Here is a 15669-nt window from a genome sequence, read left to right on the forward strand (position 1 = left end):
GCCCCAAGGCGAATCTCGCAGCCGAAGGCGCAGGTCATTCGATGAGCCGGCCTGCGCCCCGGGGCGCGCTCTGGGCGCTGCTCGCCGGCAATTTCGTGATCGGCACCGGCGTGATGGTGGTGCCCGGCACGCTCAACGAGATCAGCACATCGCTTGCTGTCACCGCTGCGACAGCGGGCCAGCTGATCACCGCCGCCGCGATCGTGATGTGCCTCGGCGCACCGCTGCTGGCGGCCCTGGTCGCGGGCTGGGACCGCCGCCAACTCCTGGCCCTCACGCTCCTCTGGTACGCCGCCGGACACGCCCTCTCCTCGCTCATGCCGAGCTTCGCCGCGCTTTTGCCGGTTCGCATGCTCACGGTGATTGCGCCGGCGATCTTCACGCCCCAGGCCGCGGCCTGCGCCGGCATGCTCGTGCCGCCGGAACACCGCGGCCGCGCCGTCACCTTCGTCTTCCTCGGCTGGTCGATGGCCTCGGTGCTGGGCCTGCCCATCGGCGCGCTGATCGGCGGCCACCTCGGCTGGCGCATGGCCTTCATGGCCATTGCGATGCTCAGCATCGTCAGCGCCGCCTCGATCTGGCTCACGCTGCCCACCGGCATCCGGCCTGCCGCGCTCACAGCCGCCGCGTGGTCTCGCGTGCTGCGCAGCCCGGTGCTGATGGGCATCGTTTCAGTCACGGCGCTCCAGGGCTCGGGGCAGTTCGTGCTCTTCAGCTATTTCGGGCCGATCCTCAAGCAGAGCTTCGGTGCGGATGCCAACACGCTGAGCCTGATGTGGGCGCTGTTCGGTGCCTTCGGGCTGATCGGCAACATGGTGGTCAGCCGCTACATCGACCGCGTGGGCGCCGGCCGGATGGTGCTTCTGACGTCCTCGCTGATCGCCTTGAGCCTGCTGCTCTGGCCGTTCGCCAGCACGCTCGCCTGGCTCGCGGTGGTGATCGTGCCTTGGGGCATCGGCTGCTTCGCCACCAACTCGGCGCAGCAGGCGCGGCTCGTAGGGCTTGCGCCCGCGCTCGCGCCTGGCTCCGTCGCGCTCAACAGTTCGGGCATCTACATCGGCCAGGCTGTCGGCGCGGCGCTCGGCGGCTGGCTGCTGGCGAACGACGCCGCGCCGTGGATGAGCCGGGTCGGCCTGGCGCTGCTGCTGCTTGCCATTGGCCTCAGCGTAACCATCGACCGCAGCCGCCGCGCGGCCTGAAAAACACGAAGCCCGCGTAAGACCCGGGACGCATCGCCCGCGCGGGATTGCAAAATCGGAGTCTGCCGACGCTCGCCAGCCGCTTTCCGGCCAGCACCTGCGCGTCAGGCCCTCACACCACTCAACCAGCGAAAATCTCTATCAAATGACAGTGAACTACCAACGGATCGGGCTCATCGGCGCGGGCGCCATGGGTCGCGGCATCGCGCAGATCGCCGCGCAGGCCGGCAGCGAAGTGCTGCTGCTCGACAGCTTTGCAGGCGCCGCCGAACGCGGACGCGAAGCCCTCATAGCCCAATGGAACAAGCTGCAAGAAAAGGGCAAGCTCGACGCCGCAGCGCGCGATGCGCAGATCGCACGCGTAAAGGCCGTCGATTCGATCCAGGCGCTGGCTGGCTGCGACCTCGTGATCGAGGCCGTGATCGAAGACCTCGAAGTCAAGCGCAAGCTCTTCCGCGAAATCGAGGCCGTAGTGGCTCCGACGGCCACGCTGGTGACCAACACCTCTTCGCTCTCCGTGACGGCTATCGCGGCCGGGCTCGCGCATCCCGAGCGCTTCGCAGGCTTTCACTTCTTCAACCCCGTGCCCCTGATGAAGGTGGTCGAGGTGGTGGCGGGCTTCAAGACCGCGCCCGAGGTCTGCAAGCAACTGGCCGGCTACGCGGTGCAGATGGGCCACAGCGCGGTGCAGGCGCAGGACACGCCCGGCTTCATCGTCAACCACGCCGGCCGCGGCTACGGCACCGAGGCGCTGCGCATCGTCGGCGAAGGCGTGACCGACTTCGCGACCATCGATCGCATCCTGAAGGACCAGGCCGGTTTCCGCCTCGGCCCGTTCGAGCTGCTGGATCTGACGGCGCTCGACGTGTCGCACCCGGTGATGGAATCGATCTACCACCAGTACTTCGAGGAGCCGCGCTTCCGTCCGAGCGTGATCACCGCGCAACGCCTCGCCGCTGGCGCGCTGGGCCGCAAGACCGGCGAAGGTTTCTACCGCTACACCGACGGCGTGATGCAGCAGACGCCCGAGGCCCCGGCTCCGGTGATCGAAGGTACGCCTGCGGTCTGGGTCTCGCCCCGCGCCGCGCGCCGGGCCGAACTGCTGCGCCTGATCAACACGCTGGGCGCGCAGATCGACAGCGGCGCCACCGCCGCACCGCATTCGCTGATCCTCGTGGCCCCGCTGGGCTTCGACGTGACGACGGTCGCGGCCGTCGAGCGCCTGGACGCCACGCGCACCGTCGGCATCGACATGCTGATCGACGACGCCGCCACCAAGCGCCGCGTGCTCGCCACCAATCCGGCCACGCGCCGCGACATCCGCGATGCCGCGCACGCCCTCTTCGCGCGCGACGGCAAGGCAGTGAGCGTGATCCGCGACAGCGGCGGCTTCGTCACGCAGCGCGTGATCGGCACCATCGTCAACATCGCCACCGACATGTGCCAGCAGCGCGTGTGCACGCCGGGCGACCTCGAGACGGCAGTACAGCTGGGCCTGGGCTACCCGCGCGGCCCGCTCGCGATGGGCAACCTCTACGGCCCGACCAACATGCTCGAAGTGCTGTTCAACCTGCAGACCGTCTACGGCGACCCGCGCTATCGCCCGAGCCCGTGGCTGCGCCGCCGCGGCGCGCTGGGCCTGAGCCTCCTGCACGAAGAAGAATAAATAACAAACCACCAACCGACTGGAAACGCGACACAGCGATGACCGCCGAACTCAAGAGCACCAGCGAAGGCAGCACCATGGTGCTGACCATCGCCAACCCCACCCAGCGCAATGCGCTGGGTCCCGAGATCTACGCCGCGGGCATCGAGGCGCTCAACGGCGCCGAGAGCAGCAGCGAGATCCGCAGCGTGGTCATCGTGGGCGAAGGCGCATGGTTCTGCGCCGGCGGCTCGTTGCAGCGCCTGTTGGCCAACCGCGAACTCGACCGCTCGGTGCAGGCAGAGAGCATCGAAGGGCTGCACAACTGGATCGATTCGATCCGCACCTTTCCGAAGCCGATCATCGCGGCCGTCGAAGGCGCCGCGGCGGGTGCGGGCTTCTCGCTCGCCTTGGCTTGCGACTTCGTGGTGGCGGCGCGCGACGCGGTGTTCGCGGCCTCGTACAGCAACGTGGCGCTGTCGCCCGATGGCGGCCTGAGCTGGCACCTGGGGCAACAACTGCCTCGCCAGCTCGCCAGCGAATGGCTCATGAACGGCGAACGCATCGCCGCGCCTCGCCTGCATGCGGCCGGTCTCGTGAACGAGCTCACCGAAAGCGGACAGGCGCTCGCGGGCGCCCTGGCGCTCGCGAAGAAGCTCAACGCCCGCGCGCCCAACTCGCTCGCCAGCATCAAGGAACTGCTGAGCGAAGCACGCGGCGCCACGCTGGCCGCGCAGCTCTCGCAGGAGCGCGATCACTTCGTGCGCAACCTGCACCATGCGAACGCGGGCATCGGCATCGCCGCGTTCCTCGACAAGAAACCGCCGCAGTACGAGTAGCGCCTCGCGGCGTCGCTCCCGTGACACCCACCAGCTTTTCAGTCGCCGAGAGGACAACCAATGGACGACCCCATTCTTACCATCGAAGAACGTGAAGCGATCAACAGTGGTCGCTGGTTTTCTTCCCTATCTCCATCGCTACGGCACGACATCCTCCGATGCGCTTTCGTCAAACGCTACAAGGACGGCGACCTGATCGCCGCACGCGGCGACCCACCCGAACACTGGATTGCCTGCGCCAGGGGCGCGGTACGGGTCAGCTCGACGGCCGTCTCGGGCAAGCAGGTGACGCTGACGTATGTGGAGCCGGGCATCTGGTTCGGCGACGTGGCGATGTTCGACGGGGACCGGCGCACGCACGATGCCTATGCACATGGGGACAGCACCATCCTTTGCGTGGCGCGGGCCGACTTCCAGAAGATCCTGGCTGCGCACGTGGAGCTGTACGAGGCGCTCATGCGGCTGCAGGCACGCCGCATCCGCACGCTGTTCGGGCTGGTGGAAGACCTCAACACCCTGCCCTTGCGCGCACGCCTGGCCAAGCAACTGATTCACCTTGTCCGCAGCTACGGCGTGCCCAATCTGGACGACGGCAGCCAGATGCGCATCGGCCTGCAGCTGGCGCAGGAAGAGCTGGCGCAACTGCTGGGTGCATCGCGCCAGCGCGTCAACCAGGAACTCAAGACCATGGAACGCGAGGGCAGCATCCGGATCGAGCCGGGTGGCCTGGTGGTCCTCGACCGTGCGGCGCTGCGGCGCATTTCCGAAGCGGATATCTGACATGAGCCAGGACTTCTCCAACTTCGTCGGCACCCGCGCGGTGTCGCAGCAGCATGCCTTCGACGTCGAGGTGCTCGCCGCCTGGCTCGAGAAGAACCTCGAGGGTTTCAAGGGTCCGTTAACGGTGGAGATGTTCAAGGGCGGGCAGTCGAACCCGACCTACAAGCTCGTCACGCCGACGCAAAGCTACGTGATGCGCGCCAAGCCCGGCCCGGTCGCCAAGCTGCTGCCCTCCGCCCATGCGGTGGAGCGCGAGTTCAAGGTCATGAGCGGCCTGCAAGGCACCGACGTGCCCGTGCCGCGCATGCATTGCCTCTGCGAGGACGAGTCCGTCATCGGCCGCGCCTTCTACGTGATGGAGTTCATGCAGGGCCGGGTGCTCTGGGACCAGTCGCTGCCCGGCTTCAGCAATGCCGAACGCGCCGCGTACTACGACGAGATGAACCGCGTCATCGCGGCGCTGCACACGGTCGACTTCGCGGCCCGGGGCCTGGCCGACTACGGCAAGCCCGGCAATTACTTCGAGCGCCAGATCGGCCGCTGGAGCAAGCAGTACAAGGCCTCGACCGATGGCGCGGGCGAACTCTCGCAGCCGATCGAGGCCATGGAGCGGCTGATCGACTGGTTCCCCGCCCACATGCCGGCGAGCGCGCGCGACGAGAGCAAGGTTTCCATCGTGCACGGCGACTACCGCCTGGATAACGTGATGTTCCACCCCACCGAGGCGCGGATCATCGCGGTGCTCGACTGGGAGCTCTCCACGCTGGGCCATCCGCTGGCGGACTTCAGCTACCACTGCATGTCCTGGCACATGCCGCCCACCACCGGCCGCGGTATCGGCGGCGTGGACGTCGCGGCGCTGGGCATTCCCACCGAGAGCGAATACATCCGCCGTTATTGCGAGCGCACGCGCATCAGCACACCCGAGGCGCTGGCGCCCGACTGGAACTTCTATCAGGCCTACAACCTGTTCCGCATGGCCGCGATTCTTCAAGGCATTGCGAAGCGGGTCGAGGCCGGTACCGCATCGAGCGAGCAAGCCGTGGCATCGGCCCGCGGCGCGCGGCCGATGGCCGAGATGGCCTGGCAGTTCGCCCAAAAGGCGTAACCAGCCCTCCCCCAAAAACCCACCAGGAGACGACATGGATTTCGAATATTCGGCCAAGACCAAGGAACTGCAGAAGCGCGTCAAGGCGTTCATGGATGAAAACATCTACCCGGCAGAGGCCGAGTACAGCGCCGAACTGGCGGCGAATACAGCGGCCGGCAAGCGCTGGACCGCATTGAAGACGGTCGAGAAAGTCAAGGAAAAAGCCAAGGCCCAGGGCCTGTGGAATCTCTTCCTGCCGGTCGACAGCGCCTCGGCCTCCGGCTACGCAGGTGCAGGCCTCACGAACCAGGAATACGCGCCGCTGGCCGAAATCATGGGTGCGGTGCCATGGGCGAGCGAAGCCTTCAACTGCTCGGCGCCCGACACCGGCAATATGGAAACCATCGCCCGCTACGGCTCCGAAGAGATCAAGGCGCGCTGGCTCAAGCCGCTGCTCGAAGGCCAGATCCGCTCGGCCTTCGCGATGACCGAGCCCGATGTGGCTTCCAGCGACGCGACCAACATCTCGACCCGCATCACGCGCGAAGGCGACGAGTACGTGATCAACGGCCACAAGTGGTGGATTTCGGGTGCTGCCGATCCGCGCTGCGCCGTCTTCATCACGATGGGCAAGAGCGATCCGGACGCACCGCGCCACTCGCAGCAGAGCATGGTGATCGTGCCGGCCGATGCCAAGGGCATCCGCATCGTGCGCCCGCTCAACGTGATGGGCTACGACGACGCGCCGCACGGCCACGTCGAGATGTATTTCGAGAACGTGCGCGTGCCTGTCGACAACATCCTGCTCGGCGAAGGCCGCGGCTTCGAAATCGCCCAAGGTCGCCTTGGCCCGGGACGCATTCACCACTGCATGCGCCTGATCGGCCTGGCCGAGCGCGCGCTCGAGCTGATGTGCAAGCGCGCCTCCTCGCGCGTCGCCTTCGGCAAGACCGTCGCCTCGCAGACCGTGACGCAAGAGCGCATCGCCGAAGCGCGCTGCAAGATCGACATGGCCCGCCTGCTCACGCTCAAGGCCGCGTGGCTCATGGATGTGGCCGGCAACAAGGTCGCCAAGAACGAGATCGCGATGATCAAGGTGGTCGCGCCCAGCATGGCCTGCCAGGTGATCGACTGGGCCATGCAGGTCCACGGCGGCGGCGGCATGTGCGACGACTTCCCGCTCGCCTATGCCTATGCCGGTGCGCGTACGCTGCGCTTCGCGGACGGCCCGGACGAAGTGCACCGCAATGCGATCGCGAAGTGGGAATTGGGCAAGTACGCGCCCAGCAAGACCGATGCCGAGGCGCCCGTCACGCGCTTCTGATCTGTCTAGCGGCCTCTCCTTTCAGGGGAGGTTTGGCATGAGGGCCGACGGCGATCGATTCGCCCCGGCCCTTTTTCTTTTCAGAGCTTCTTCTGCAAAAAGATCGCGTGCCCGAAAGCCGGATCGAGCTGGTAGCCGATGAATCCCTCGCGCTCATACGAGCGCAGCGCCGGCGCATTGCCCGACAGCACTTCGAGGGTGAGCTTGCAGGCGCCGCGCTTGCGCGCCTCCTGCTCCACCAGCGCGAACATCTGCTGGGCGACACGCTGGCCGCGATGGCTGGACAGCACGACCACGTCGTGCACGTTGACCAGCGGCTTGCAGGCGAAAGTCGAGAAGCCCTCGATGCAATTGATCAGGCCCACGGGCGTGTCGCCATCGAAAGCCAGCACGCTAAAGGCCTGCGGACGCGCTGCCAGCGCCGCCGGCAAGCCTTCGCGCACCGCGGCATCGAGCGGTGTGCCGCCACCGGCAGGATCGCGGGCGTACGCATCGAGCAGGCCGACGAGGGCCGCGGCTTGCGCAGCGTCACCGTAATCCGCGACGAAGGTCCGGATGCTCATTGCGGTGGCTGCAGCGTCGCTGCCAGGCGTTCTGCACACGAGCGAGACTGCTTGGCATCACGCGCCTCGACCATCACGCGCACCAGCGGCTCGGTGCCGCTCGCGCGGATCAGCACGCGGCCGCCGTCGCCCAGTTCGGCTTCGATGCGCTCGGTCTCGCTGGCCAGCGCCTGGTTGTCCTTCCAGTTCTGTCCGGGCGCCAAGCGCACGTTGATCAGCGTCTGCGGGAAGAGCGTGACGCCTTCGAGCAACTGCGCCACCGTCTTGCCGCTGCGGACGCACGCCTGCAGCACTTGCAGAGCGCTCACGATGCCGTCGCCGGTGGTGTGGCGATCGAGCGCCAGCAGATGACCCGAGCCCTCGCCGCCCAGAAGCCAGCCGCGCTTGTCGAGCTCTTCGAGCACGTAGCGGTCGCCGACCTTGGCGCGCACGAATTCGATGTCCTGCCCGCGCAGCGCGACTTCCACCGCCTTGTTGGTCATGAGCGTGCCGACCACGCCCACCGGCTTCTCGCCGCGCGCGATGCGCTCGGCCACCATCAGGTAGAGCAGTTCGTCGCCGTTGAAGAGACGGCCGTTGGCATCGACCAGTTGCAGGCGGTCGGCGTCGCCGTCGAGCGCGATGCCGTAGTCGGCCTTCTGCGCCGTCACCGCGGCGACCAATGCCTCGGGATGGGTCGCGCCGAAGTCCTTGTTGATGTTGAGCCCGTCGGGCGCGCAGCCGATGCTGGTCACTTCCGCGCCCAGTTCGTGGAACACGTTGGGCGCCACCTGGTATGCGGCACCGTGCGCCGCATCGACCACGAGCTTCATGCCGCGCAGCGTGAGGTCGTTGGCGAAGGTGCTCTTGCAGAACTCGATGTAGCGGCCGGACGCATCGTCGAGGCGGCGGGCCTTGCCGAGGTTGACGGAATCCACCCAGACCGGCGCTTCTTCCAGCGCGGCCTCGACGGCCAGCTCCCATGCATCGTCGAGCTTGGTGCCCTGCGCGCTGAAGAACTTGATGCCGTTGTCGGGAAAGGCGTTGTGGCTGGCGCTGATCACCACACCGAGGCTCGCGCGCTGGGCGCGCGTGAGGTACGCCACGCCAGGCGTGGGCAGCGGGCCAAGCAGCACGACGTCGACGCCGGCCGAATTGAAGCCCGACTCAAGTGCCGATTCGAGCATGTAGCCCGAAATGCGGGTGTCCTTGCCGATCAGCACACGGGGGCGGGCTTCGGTTTTCTTGAGCACACGGCCCACGGCGTGCGCGAGGCGCAACACGAAGTCGGGTGTGATGGGTGCCTGGCCAACGGTGCCGCGGATGCCGTCGGTGCCGAAATATTTGCGGGTCATGCGAGTTCCTCTTTTGTTTGTCTTTGTTGTGCTGCTGCCTTCATGGCGCGCCACACCGCAAGGGCGGCCACCGTGTCGCGCACGTCGTGCACGCGCACGATGGCGGCGCCGCGGTCCACGGCCAGCACCGCGGCCGCGACGCTGGGCACGATGCGCTCGCCCGCCACCTCGATGCCAGTGACGGCGCCGATCGACGACTTGCGCGACCAGCCCAGGAGCAGCGGGTAGCCGGCACCGAGCAGCTCGCGCTGCCGGCCCAGCAGGGCGAAATTCTGCGTCACGGTTTTCCCGAAGCCAATGCCCGGATCGAGCGTGATGCGCGACGGATCGATCTGCAGCGCGTGGAGCTGCGCCAGCTGCGCGGCCCAGAACGACAGCACCTCGGGGATCACGTCGCCCTGCATCGGCACGGCCTGCATGGTCTGCGGATCGCGGTGCATGTGCATCAGGCAGATGCCGCAAGACGGATGCGCCGCAACGGCTTCGCGCGCGCCCGGGTGGCGCAGCGCCCAGATGTCGTTGACGATGTCCGCGCCCAGGTCGAGCACGGCGCGCATGACCTCGGGCTTGTAGGTGTCGATGGAGAGCGGCACGTTCAGCTTCACCGCCTCGCGCACTACCGGCAGCACGCGCGCCAGTTCGGCGTCGAGCGGAACGGCCGGGCTGCCCGGGCGGGTGGATTCCCCGCCGATGTCCAGGATGTCCGCGCCCTCCTTCAACAACTGCTCGCAGTGCCGCAGCGCGGTGTCGGTGGACGCGTGCGCGCCGCCATCGGAGAAGGAATCGGGCGTGACGTTGACGATGCCCATGACGCGCGGCTGCGCGAGGTCGATCCTGAAACGCGAGGTCTGCCAGACTGCGCCCCCCGGCTCACCATGGAAAACGGGGCCAGAGGCCCCGTTGTTGCTTGATTTCAAGCCCACCTCAAGCGGCGGTCGGCGCCGGGTCAGTGTTGACCGCCGGCGTGCCGCCACTGCCGCCGCTGCCCGAAGGAGGGGTCCGCGGCGTCCAGTCCTTGGGCGGACGCGGTGCACGGCCGGCCATGATGTCGTCGAGCTGCTCGGAATCGATGGTTTCCCATTCGAGCAACGCCTTCGCCATCGCGTGCATCTTGTCGCTGTTCGCTTCGATCAGGTTGCGCGCCAGGGCGTACTGCTCGTCGATGATGCGGCGCACTTCGCCGTCGACCTTTTCCATGGTCTGCTCGCTCATGTTCGTGGTCTTGGTGACCGAGCGGCCGAGGAACACTTCGCCTTCGTTCTCGGCGTAGACCATCGGGCCCAGCGCATCGGTCATGCCGTAACGCGTGACCATGTCACGGGCAATGGAGGTCGCGCGCTCGAAGTCGTTGCTGGCGCCGGTGGTCATCTGGTGCATGAACACCTCTTCGGCGATCCGGCCACCGAACAGCATGCTGATCTGGTTGAGCATGTATTCGCGGTCGTAGCTGTAGCGGTCTTGCGCCGGCAGGCTCATGGTCACGCCGAGGGCGCGGCCACGCGGAATGATCGTGACCTTGTGGACCGGGTCGCACTTGGGCAGCAGCTTGCCGATGAGGGCGTGGCCGGACTCGTGGTAGGCCGTGTTGCGGCGCTCTTCCTCGGGCATGACCATGCTCTTGCGCTCGGGGCCCATGAAGATCTTGTCCTTGGCCTTCTCGAAGTCCTGCATCTCGACAACACGCGCATTGCGGCGGGCGGCCATGAGAGCGGCTTCATTGCAGAGGTTGGCCAGGTCGGCGCCGGACATGCCGGGCGTGCCGCGGGCGATCACGCTCGGGTTCACGTCCTGGCCCAGCGGGACCTTGCGCATGTGCACGCCGAGGATCTGTTCGCGGCCGCGAATGTCGGGCAGCGTGACATAGACCTGGCGGTCGAAACGACCCGGGCGCAGCAGCGCGGCGTCCAGGATGTCCGGACGGTTGGTGGCAGCCACCACGATCACGCCGAGGTTGGTTTCGAAGCCGTCCATCTCGACCAGCATCTGGTTCAGGGTTTGCTCGCGTTCGTCGTTGCCACCGCCGAGGCCGGCACCGCGCTGACGACCCACCGCATCGATTTCGTCGATGAAGATGATGCAGGGGGCATTCTTCTTGGCGTTCTCGAACATGTCGCGGACACGGGCCGCGCCCACGCCGACGAACATTTCAACGAAGTCGGAGCCGGAGATCGAGAAGAAAGGGACCTTGGCTTCGCCGGCGATCGACTTGGCCAAGAGGGTCTTGCCAGTGCCGGGAGGGCCGACCAGCAGCAAACCGCGCGGAATGCGGCCGCCAAGTTTCTGGAAGCGCTGCGGATCTTTGAGGAAGTCGACGACTTCGCGGACTTCTTCCTTGGCCTCGTCGCAGCCTGCGACGTCGGCGAAGGTGACCGTGTTGTTGTTCTCGTCCATCATGCGGGCCTTGCTCTTGCCGAAGCTGAACGCCCCGCCCTTGCCGCCGCCCTGCATCTGTCGCATGAAGTAGATCCAGACGCCGATCAGGAGGAGCATCGGGCCCCAGCTCACCAGGAGCGTCATGAGGAGCGAGCCCTCTTCGCGCGGCTTGACGTCGAACTTGACGTTGTGGTCGATCAAGTCGCCCACGAGGCCGCGGTCGAGGACCGTGGCGGTCGTGCGGATCTTGCGATCGTCGTTGGTGACAGCGACGATCTCGCCGCCGCCGGCGCCTTCAGGGATGACGGCGCTCTTGATCTGGTTGCCGCGAACCTGGTCGAGAAATTCGGAGTAGCTCACTGCGCCAGAGCCGACGCCGCCGCGGGTGTCGAACTGCTTGAACACAGTGAACAACACCATGGCAATGACGAGCCATACGGCAACTTTGGAAAACCACTGATTGTTCAAACGAAGCTCCAGTCGAAAGCGCGTGACGAGGATGTGAAAAACGCGCTATGGGTACGCAATTGCGCCCCATTTTAGGCTTTTCAAGCTGCGAAAAACGGGCATTTCCCTAAAGCAGCCATAGCCTGACAAGGGTTTGCGCCCCCCTGACCACCTGTAGCGGCAAGGTATCAAGGCGTATCCAGGGCCTTCAAACCCATCCCGACCAGGAAAGTCTCGGCCGATTTATCGCGCGAAGCCTTGGGCTTGAACGGCTTGACGGTACGGAAACTGGCCTTGAACAGCTTGACCGATTCGTCATAGCCGCTTCCATGGAAAAGCTTGGCCACCAGAGCGCCCTCGGGCTTCAGATGGTGCTGGGCGAAGTCGACCGCAAGCTCGATCAGGTGCGCAATGCGGGCGCCATCGGCCGAATGGATGCCGGAAATGTTGGGCGCCATGTCCGAGACCACCAGGTCGGCCTTCCGTCCCGCCAACACCCCGAGAACCTGCTCCAGCAACTCCGCCTCGCGGAAGTCCCCTTGGAGAAAAGTGACCCCCTCGATGGGCTCCATGGCCAGCATGTCGAGCGCGATGATGGTGCCGTTCAGCGTGCCGACCGCGGCGCCCTCGGGAGACATGCGCCGTCGCAGGTACTGGCTCCAAGCCCCGGGCGTGGAGCCCAGGTCGACCACCAATTGGCCCGGTTTGACCAATCCCAGCGACTCGTCGATCTCCTTGAGCTTGTAGGCGGCGCGTGCGCGATACCCCTCTCGCGTGGCCAATTTCACGTACGGATCATTGATGTGATCGTGAAGCCAGGCTTTGTTGACTTTTTTGCTTTTTGCTTTGGTGCTCATTGGGAACCTCCGTGCTCCGCACTGCGGTATTCGCCTTGGGAACGGCCCGGCGGCTCTGGAGGTGCTTTCTACCCTCGATAATACGGGGATGCCCGCCATTCAACTTACCCCTGCCGAGCGCAAGGTGCACCGCGCCGAAGCTCACCACCTGGATCCGATCGTCATGGTCGGTGGAGACGGGCTTACCCCTGCCGTGAAAAAAGAGGCGGACTCCGCCCTGAAGGCCCATGGCCTGATCAAGGTCCGCGTCTTCTCCGACGACCGCCTCGCCCGCGACGCCATGCTGCAAGAACTCGCCAACGAGCTCAACGCCGCCCCCATTCAGCACATCGGCAAGCTGCTGGTGCTCTGGCGTCCGATACCCGAAAAAGAAAAAGTGGTCGATGAAGACCGCATGCCCGGCCCGCGCGACGTCAAGGTGCTGAAGTACAGCAAGCGCGGCGGCCAACGCCCCGAAATCAAGACGCTGCGCGTGCTCGGCAACCAGCGCCTCACCCCCGGCGGCACCATCAAGCGCGCCAAGGCCAAGCGGCCGCTGTCGGCCAAGAAGCGCAACCAGTCGGATTGAGCCGGGTGGGACGCCATATCCTCTGCATGAAGTGGGGCACGAAGTACGGCCCCGAATACGTCAACCGCCTCTACGCGATGGTGCGCCGCAACCTGAGCGGCGACTTCAAGTTCGTCTGCCTGACCGATGACGGCACCGGCATCCGCCCCGAGGTGACCTGCCTGCCGATCCCGCCGCTGAACCTGCAACTGGCCCCCGGCCAGCGCGACGGCGCCTGGAAGAAGCTCACGACCCTCGAACGCGATCTGCACGGCCTGCGCGGCACCGCCCTCTTCCTGGACGTCGACGTGGTCGTCGTGGGCAGCCTCGATGCCTTCTTCGAGCAGCCTGGTGAATTCCTGATCATTCACGACTACGCCCGCCCTTGGCGGGGCCGACGGATCACCGGGAATTCATCGGTCTACCGGTTCGAGCTGGGCGCCCATGCCGACGTGCTGGCGTATTTCCGGAACAACATGGACAAGGTCCAGGCCGAATACCGCAACGAACAGACCTACCTGTCAGCCATGCTGCACAAGCAAGGCAAGCTCTCCTATTGGCCCGACGCCTGGTGCCCGAGCTTCAAGTACCACGGCATCCCTACCTGGCCGACCAACTACTGGGACGCGCCCTTCGTCCCCGAAGGCGCACGCATCATGATTTTTCATGGCGAGTGCAATCCGCCTGATGCGCTGGCGGGCCGGCGCAATCGCGCCTTCCGGTACATCCGGCCCGCGAACTGGGTCGCTGAGTTCTGGAAAGAGTGAGTGTGTAGATGGCGGCGAAAGCCGCCATCGCCGCTTTATCGCCGGCTGGTCAGCGACCGGGCCGAGCGCCCATGCGCCAAAGCAGCACCAACGTGCACAGCCATTGCACGACATACATGCCGCTGCCGACGGTGTGCCAGAGCTTCAGGTTCTCCCGCGCCAGGATGCGCGGCGCCACGGCGTATTGCTGAAGCAGCGCCAGCAACAGCGCGCCGAGGACGAGACCGATGGAGGTCATCGTGGCCGCATCCATGCGCTCATCGGCCTTGCTCCGGAAATGAATCAGCAGGATCAGGCCGCAGCCGATGGCAACCCAGCTCTGCGCCTCGAACAGCTGGCCGGCAAAATTGCCCGCAACCGCCGGATTGCCGAGCTTGGCGAACAGCATCGGAACGACGAGGAAGCCGATCGTCGTGAGGCTGCCCCACCAGAAGGCGGCTAGCAGCAGGGCCAGGCGGTCTTTCATCGAAGGCTCTATCGGCTGGACGATCAGAGGTAGCGAACAGCCACGATCTCGTAGCGCTTCAGGCCACCCGGGGCCTGCACTTCGGCGGTGTCGCCCTCTTCCTTGCCGATCAGCGCGCGAGCGATCGGACTGGAGATGTTGATGAGGCCCAGCTTCAGATCGGCTTCGTCTTCGCCCACGATCTGGTACTTGACGGCTTCACCCGACTCTTCTTCCTCGAGCTCCACGGTCGAGCCGAACACCACCTTGCCGCCGGCGTCGAGCTCCGACGGATCGATGATCTGCGCGGCCGAAAGCTTGCCCTCGACCTCCTGGATGCGGCCTTCGATGAAGCCCTGGCGGTCCTTGGCGACCTCGTATTCGGCGTTCTCGCTCAGGTCGCCCTGCGCGCGGGCTTCGGAAATCGCGTTGATGACCCAGGGGCGCTCAACGGTCTTCAGTTGATGCAACTCGGCGCGCAGCTTTTCGGCACCGCGCTTGGTGATTGGAATGGTGGCCATGTTTGGTTCTCCATAAAGCGAAACCGCCGAACGATGCCGTTCGGCGGTCGATTGGGGGGACAGATCAGACGAGATTGCGTCCGGTCAGCCGGCTCAGGATGGCGAGCGGGCTCGAGTCGGGATTGTATTGCTTCGAAGCAGCCAGATGAAGGGTCTGCTCGAGCATGTACTGGCCCGCCATCACAGCGTGCGAGGTCTGGTCGGAAAAGCACACCCACACCGAACCCGGCGGGAACTCGGCCTTCTCCTGCGGTGAAGTTTCCTGGTACGCCATGTCCGACTTCATGCCGTCGTGCAGCTGAAGCATCAGGTGGTCGTATTCGCTGCGGAACGACTTGGTCACGTGCAGCGCCTGCAGCAGCTTGGCCTGCCAGCGCGCATAGGGCTTGGCTCGCGGCAGGAAACGCCTGGCGATGTCCTCGAAAGGCTCGCCCACGCGCCACACGCGCGGCGCGCCTTCGGGATTCACGTTGGTGAACACGCGCAGGATGCGCTCGCCGTAGTTGGGACGCGACGGAAACGCATCGACGTGCAGCCGACGGTCGTCCGCGCGCCACGACTGCACGCGCGTCTCGACCTGCGCCGGCCGGTAGCTCGTGGGTGCGAGGCGCAGTGCCGGCGTGTAGTGCGGCAGCAGGCCATGAATGAGCTGCTGCGCCTGCGCGCGAAACCGTCCCACCATCGCCGCCGCCGTGCGCTGCACGGCCTCGTCGCCGACGGCGCCCTTGAGCTTGCCGTTGGCGTCGAGGCTGATGTTGCGCACGTCGGGCGACAGCAGGCTGGGCGTGAGCAGGCTGCGCTCTTCGGGCAGCAACTCGAAACCCAGGCGCGGAAAGTACAGCACCTTGCCTGCTTCCAGCTCCGCGATCCACGCCTTGTTGGGCGTGGCCGCGTTCCAGTCGGTCAGGCCGAGTTCGACGAGCTGCGTTGCCATGTCG

16 protein-coding genes are annotated in these 15669 nt (G+C 66.0%); 8 read left to right on the forward strand and 8 right to left on the reverse strand.

Annotation, left to right across the window (positions count from 1 at the left end; all coding sequences use genetic code 11):
• The first annotated feature begins 41 nt into the window (after positions 1 to 41).
• The 6 genes from QFZ83_RS14195 (at position 42) to QFZ83_RS14220 (ending at position 6877) form a co-directional block, all read left to right on the forward strand.
• Positions 42 to 1199, forward strand: coding sequence for an MFS transporter (locus tag QFZ83_RS14195; RefSeq protein WP_307507439.1), 1158 nt, complete (start codon positions 42 to 44; stop codon positions 1197 to 1199).
• Between the two features lie 145 nt (positions 1200 to 1344).
• Positions 1345 to 2865 (forward strand): 3-hydroxyacyl-CoA dehydrogenase, encoded by a 1521-nt coding sequence (locus QFZ83_RS14200; RefSeq protein WP_307507441.1) that lies wholly within the window; start codon positions 1345 to 1347, stop codon positions 2863 to 2865.
• A gap of 38 nt (positions 2866 to 2903) precedes the next feature.
• Positions 2904 to 3683: an oxepin-CoA hydrolase, alternative type gene (locus QFZ83_RS14205; RefSeq protein ID WP_307507444.1), complete on the forward strand. Its 780-nt coding sequence runs from the start codon at positions 2904 to 2906 to the stop codon at positions 3681 to 3683.
• Positions 3684 to 3743: 60 nt separating this feature from the next.
• Positions 3744 to 4463, forward strand: a complete 720-nt coding sequence (locus QFZ83_RS14210) for a Crp/Fnr family transcriptional regulator (protein ID WP_013541710.1) — start codon at positions 3744 to 3746, stop codon at positions 4461 to 4463.
• Position 4464: 1 nt separating this feature from the next.
• Positions 4465 to 5571, forward strand: coding sequence for a phosphotransferase (locus tag QFZ83_RS14215; RefSeq protein ID WP_307507447.1), 1107 nt, complete (start codon positions 4465 to 4467; stop codon positions 5569 to 5571).
• 34 nt (positions 5572 to 5605) lie between these two features.
• On the forward strand, positions 5606 to 6877 hold the full coding sequence (locus QFZ83_RS14220) for an acyl-CoA dehydrogenase family protein (protein ID WP_306876672.1): 1272 nt from the start codon (positions 5606 to 5608) through the stop codon (positions 6875 to 6877).
• An 80-nt stretch (positions 6878 to 6957) separates the two neighbouring features.
• Here the strand turns inward: QFZ83_RS14220 and QFZ83_RS14225 are convergent, their stop codons facing one another.
• The 5 genes from QFZ83_RS14225 to QFZ83_RS14245 all read right to left on the reverse strand — a co-directional run bounded on the left by QFZ83_RS14225 (position 6958) and on the right by QFZ83_RS14245 (position 12451).
• Positions 6958 to 7440 carry a GNAT family N-acetyltransferase gene (locus QFZ83_RS14225; RefSeq protein ID WP_307507449.1) on the reverse strand — a complete coding sequence of 161 codons (483 nt, stop codon included), beginning with the start codon at positions 7438 to 7440 and terminating at the stop codon, positions 6958 to 6960.
• Positions 7437 to 8774, reverse strand: a complete 1338-nt coding sequence (gene glmM, locus QFZ83_RS14230) for a phosphoglucosamine mutase (RefSeq protein WP_307507453.1) — start codon at positions 8772 to 8774, stop codon at positions 7437 to 7439. Before glmM ends, QFZ83_RS14225 begins: the two co-directional genes overlap by 4 nt.
• On the reverse strand, positions 8771 to 9583 hold the full coding sequence (gene folP, locus QFZ83_RS14235; protein ID WP_307507455.1) for a dihydropteroate synthase: 813 nt from the start codon (positions 9581 to 9583) through the stop codon (positions 8771 to 8773). The genes glmM and folP overlap by 4 nt, the downstream gene beginning before the upstream one ends.
• Positions 9584 to 9698: 115 nt before the next feature.
• Positions 9699 to 11615 (reverse strand): ATP-dependent zinc metalloprotease FtsH, encoded by a 1917-nt coding sequence (gene ftsH / locus QFZ83_RS14240; RefSeq protein WP_093433067.1) that lies wholly within the window; start codon positions 11613 to 11615, stop codon positions 9699 to 9701.
• Positions 11616 to 11782: 167 nt separating this feature from the next.
• Complete coding sequence (locus QFZ83_RS14245) at positions 11783 to 12451, reverse strand: RlmE family RNA methyltransferase (protein WP_307507459.1); 669 nt, start codon at positions 12449 to 12451, stop codon at positions 11783 to 11785.
• Positions 12452 to 12539: 88 nt separating this feature from the next.
• On the opposite strand from QFZ83_RS14245, the gene QFZ83_RS14250 reads away from it, so the two are divergent.
• Complete coding sequence (locus QFZ83_RS14250) at positions 12540 to 13019, forward strand: YhbY family RNA-binding protein (protein ID WP_013541718.1); 480 nt, start codon at positions 12540 to 12542, stop codon at positions 13017 to 13019.
• 26 nt (positions 13020 to 13045) lie between these two features.
• Entirely contained in the window at positions 13046 to 13765 is a 720-nt protein-coding gene (locus tag QFZ83_RS14255; protein ID WP_306876677.1) for a glycosyltransferase, read from the forward strand.
• A gap of 49 nt (positions 13766 to 13814) precedes the next feature.
• On the opposite strand, the gene QFZ83_RS14260 is transcribed toward QFZ83_RS14255, so the two are convergent.
• The 3 genes from QFZ83_RS14260 to QFZ83_RS14270 form a co-directional block, all read right to left on the reverse strand.
• Positions 13815 to 14231: a DUF4149 domain-containing protein gene (locus QFZ83_RS14260; protein WP_306876678.1), complete on the reverse strand. Its 417-nt coding sequence runs from the start codon at positions 14229 to 14231 to the stop codon at positions 13815 to 13817.
• Positions 14232 to 14254: 23 nt separating this feature from the next.
• Entirely contained in the window at positions 14255 to 14731 is a 477-nt protein-coding gene (gene greA / locus QFZ83_RS14265; protein ID WP_013541721.1) for a transcription elongation factor GreA, read from the reverse strand.
• 64 nt (positions 14732 to 14795) lie between these two features.
• Positions 14796 to 15665, reverse strand: a complete 870-nt coding sequence (locus tag QFZ83_RS14270; RefSeq protein ID WP_306876679.1) for a Kdo hydroxylase family protein — start codon at positions 15663 to 15665, stop codon at positions 14796 to 14798.
• Between the last annotated feature and the right edge of the window lie 4 nt (positions 15666 to 15669).

Origin of the sequence: Variovorax sp. W1I1 (assembly GCF_030815625.1) — a bacterium.
Lineage (GTDB): Bacteria > Pseudomonadota > Gammaproteobacteria > Burkholderiales > Burkholderiaceae_C > Variovorax > Variovorax paradoxus_C.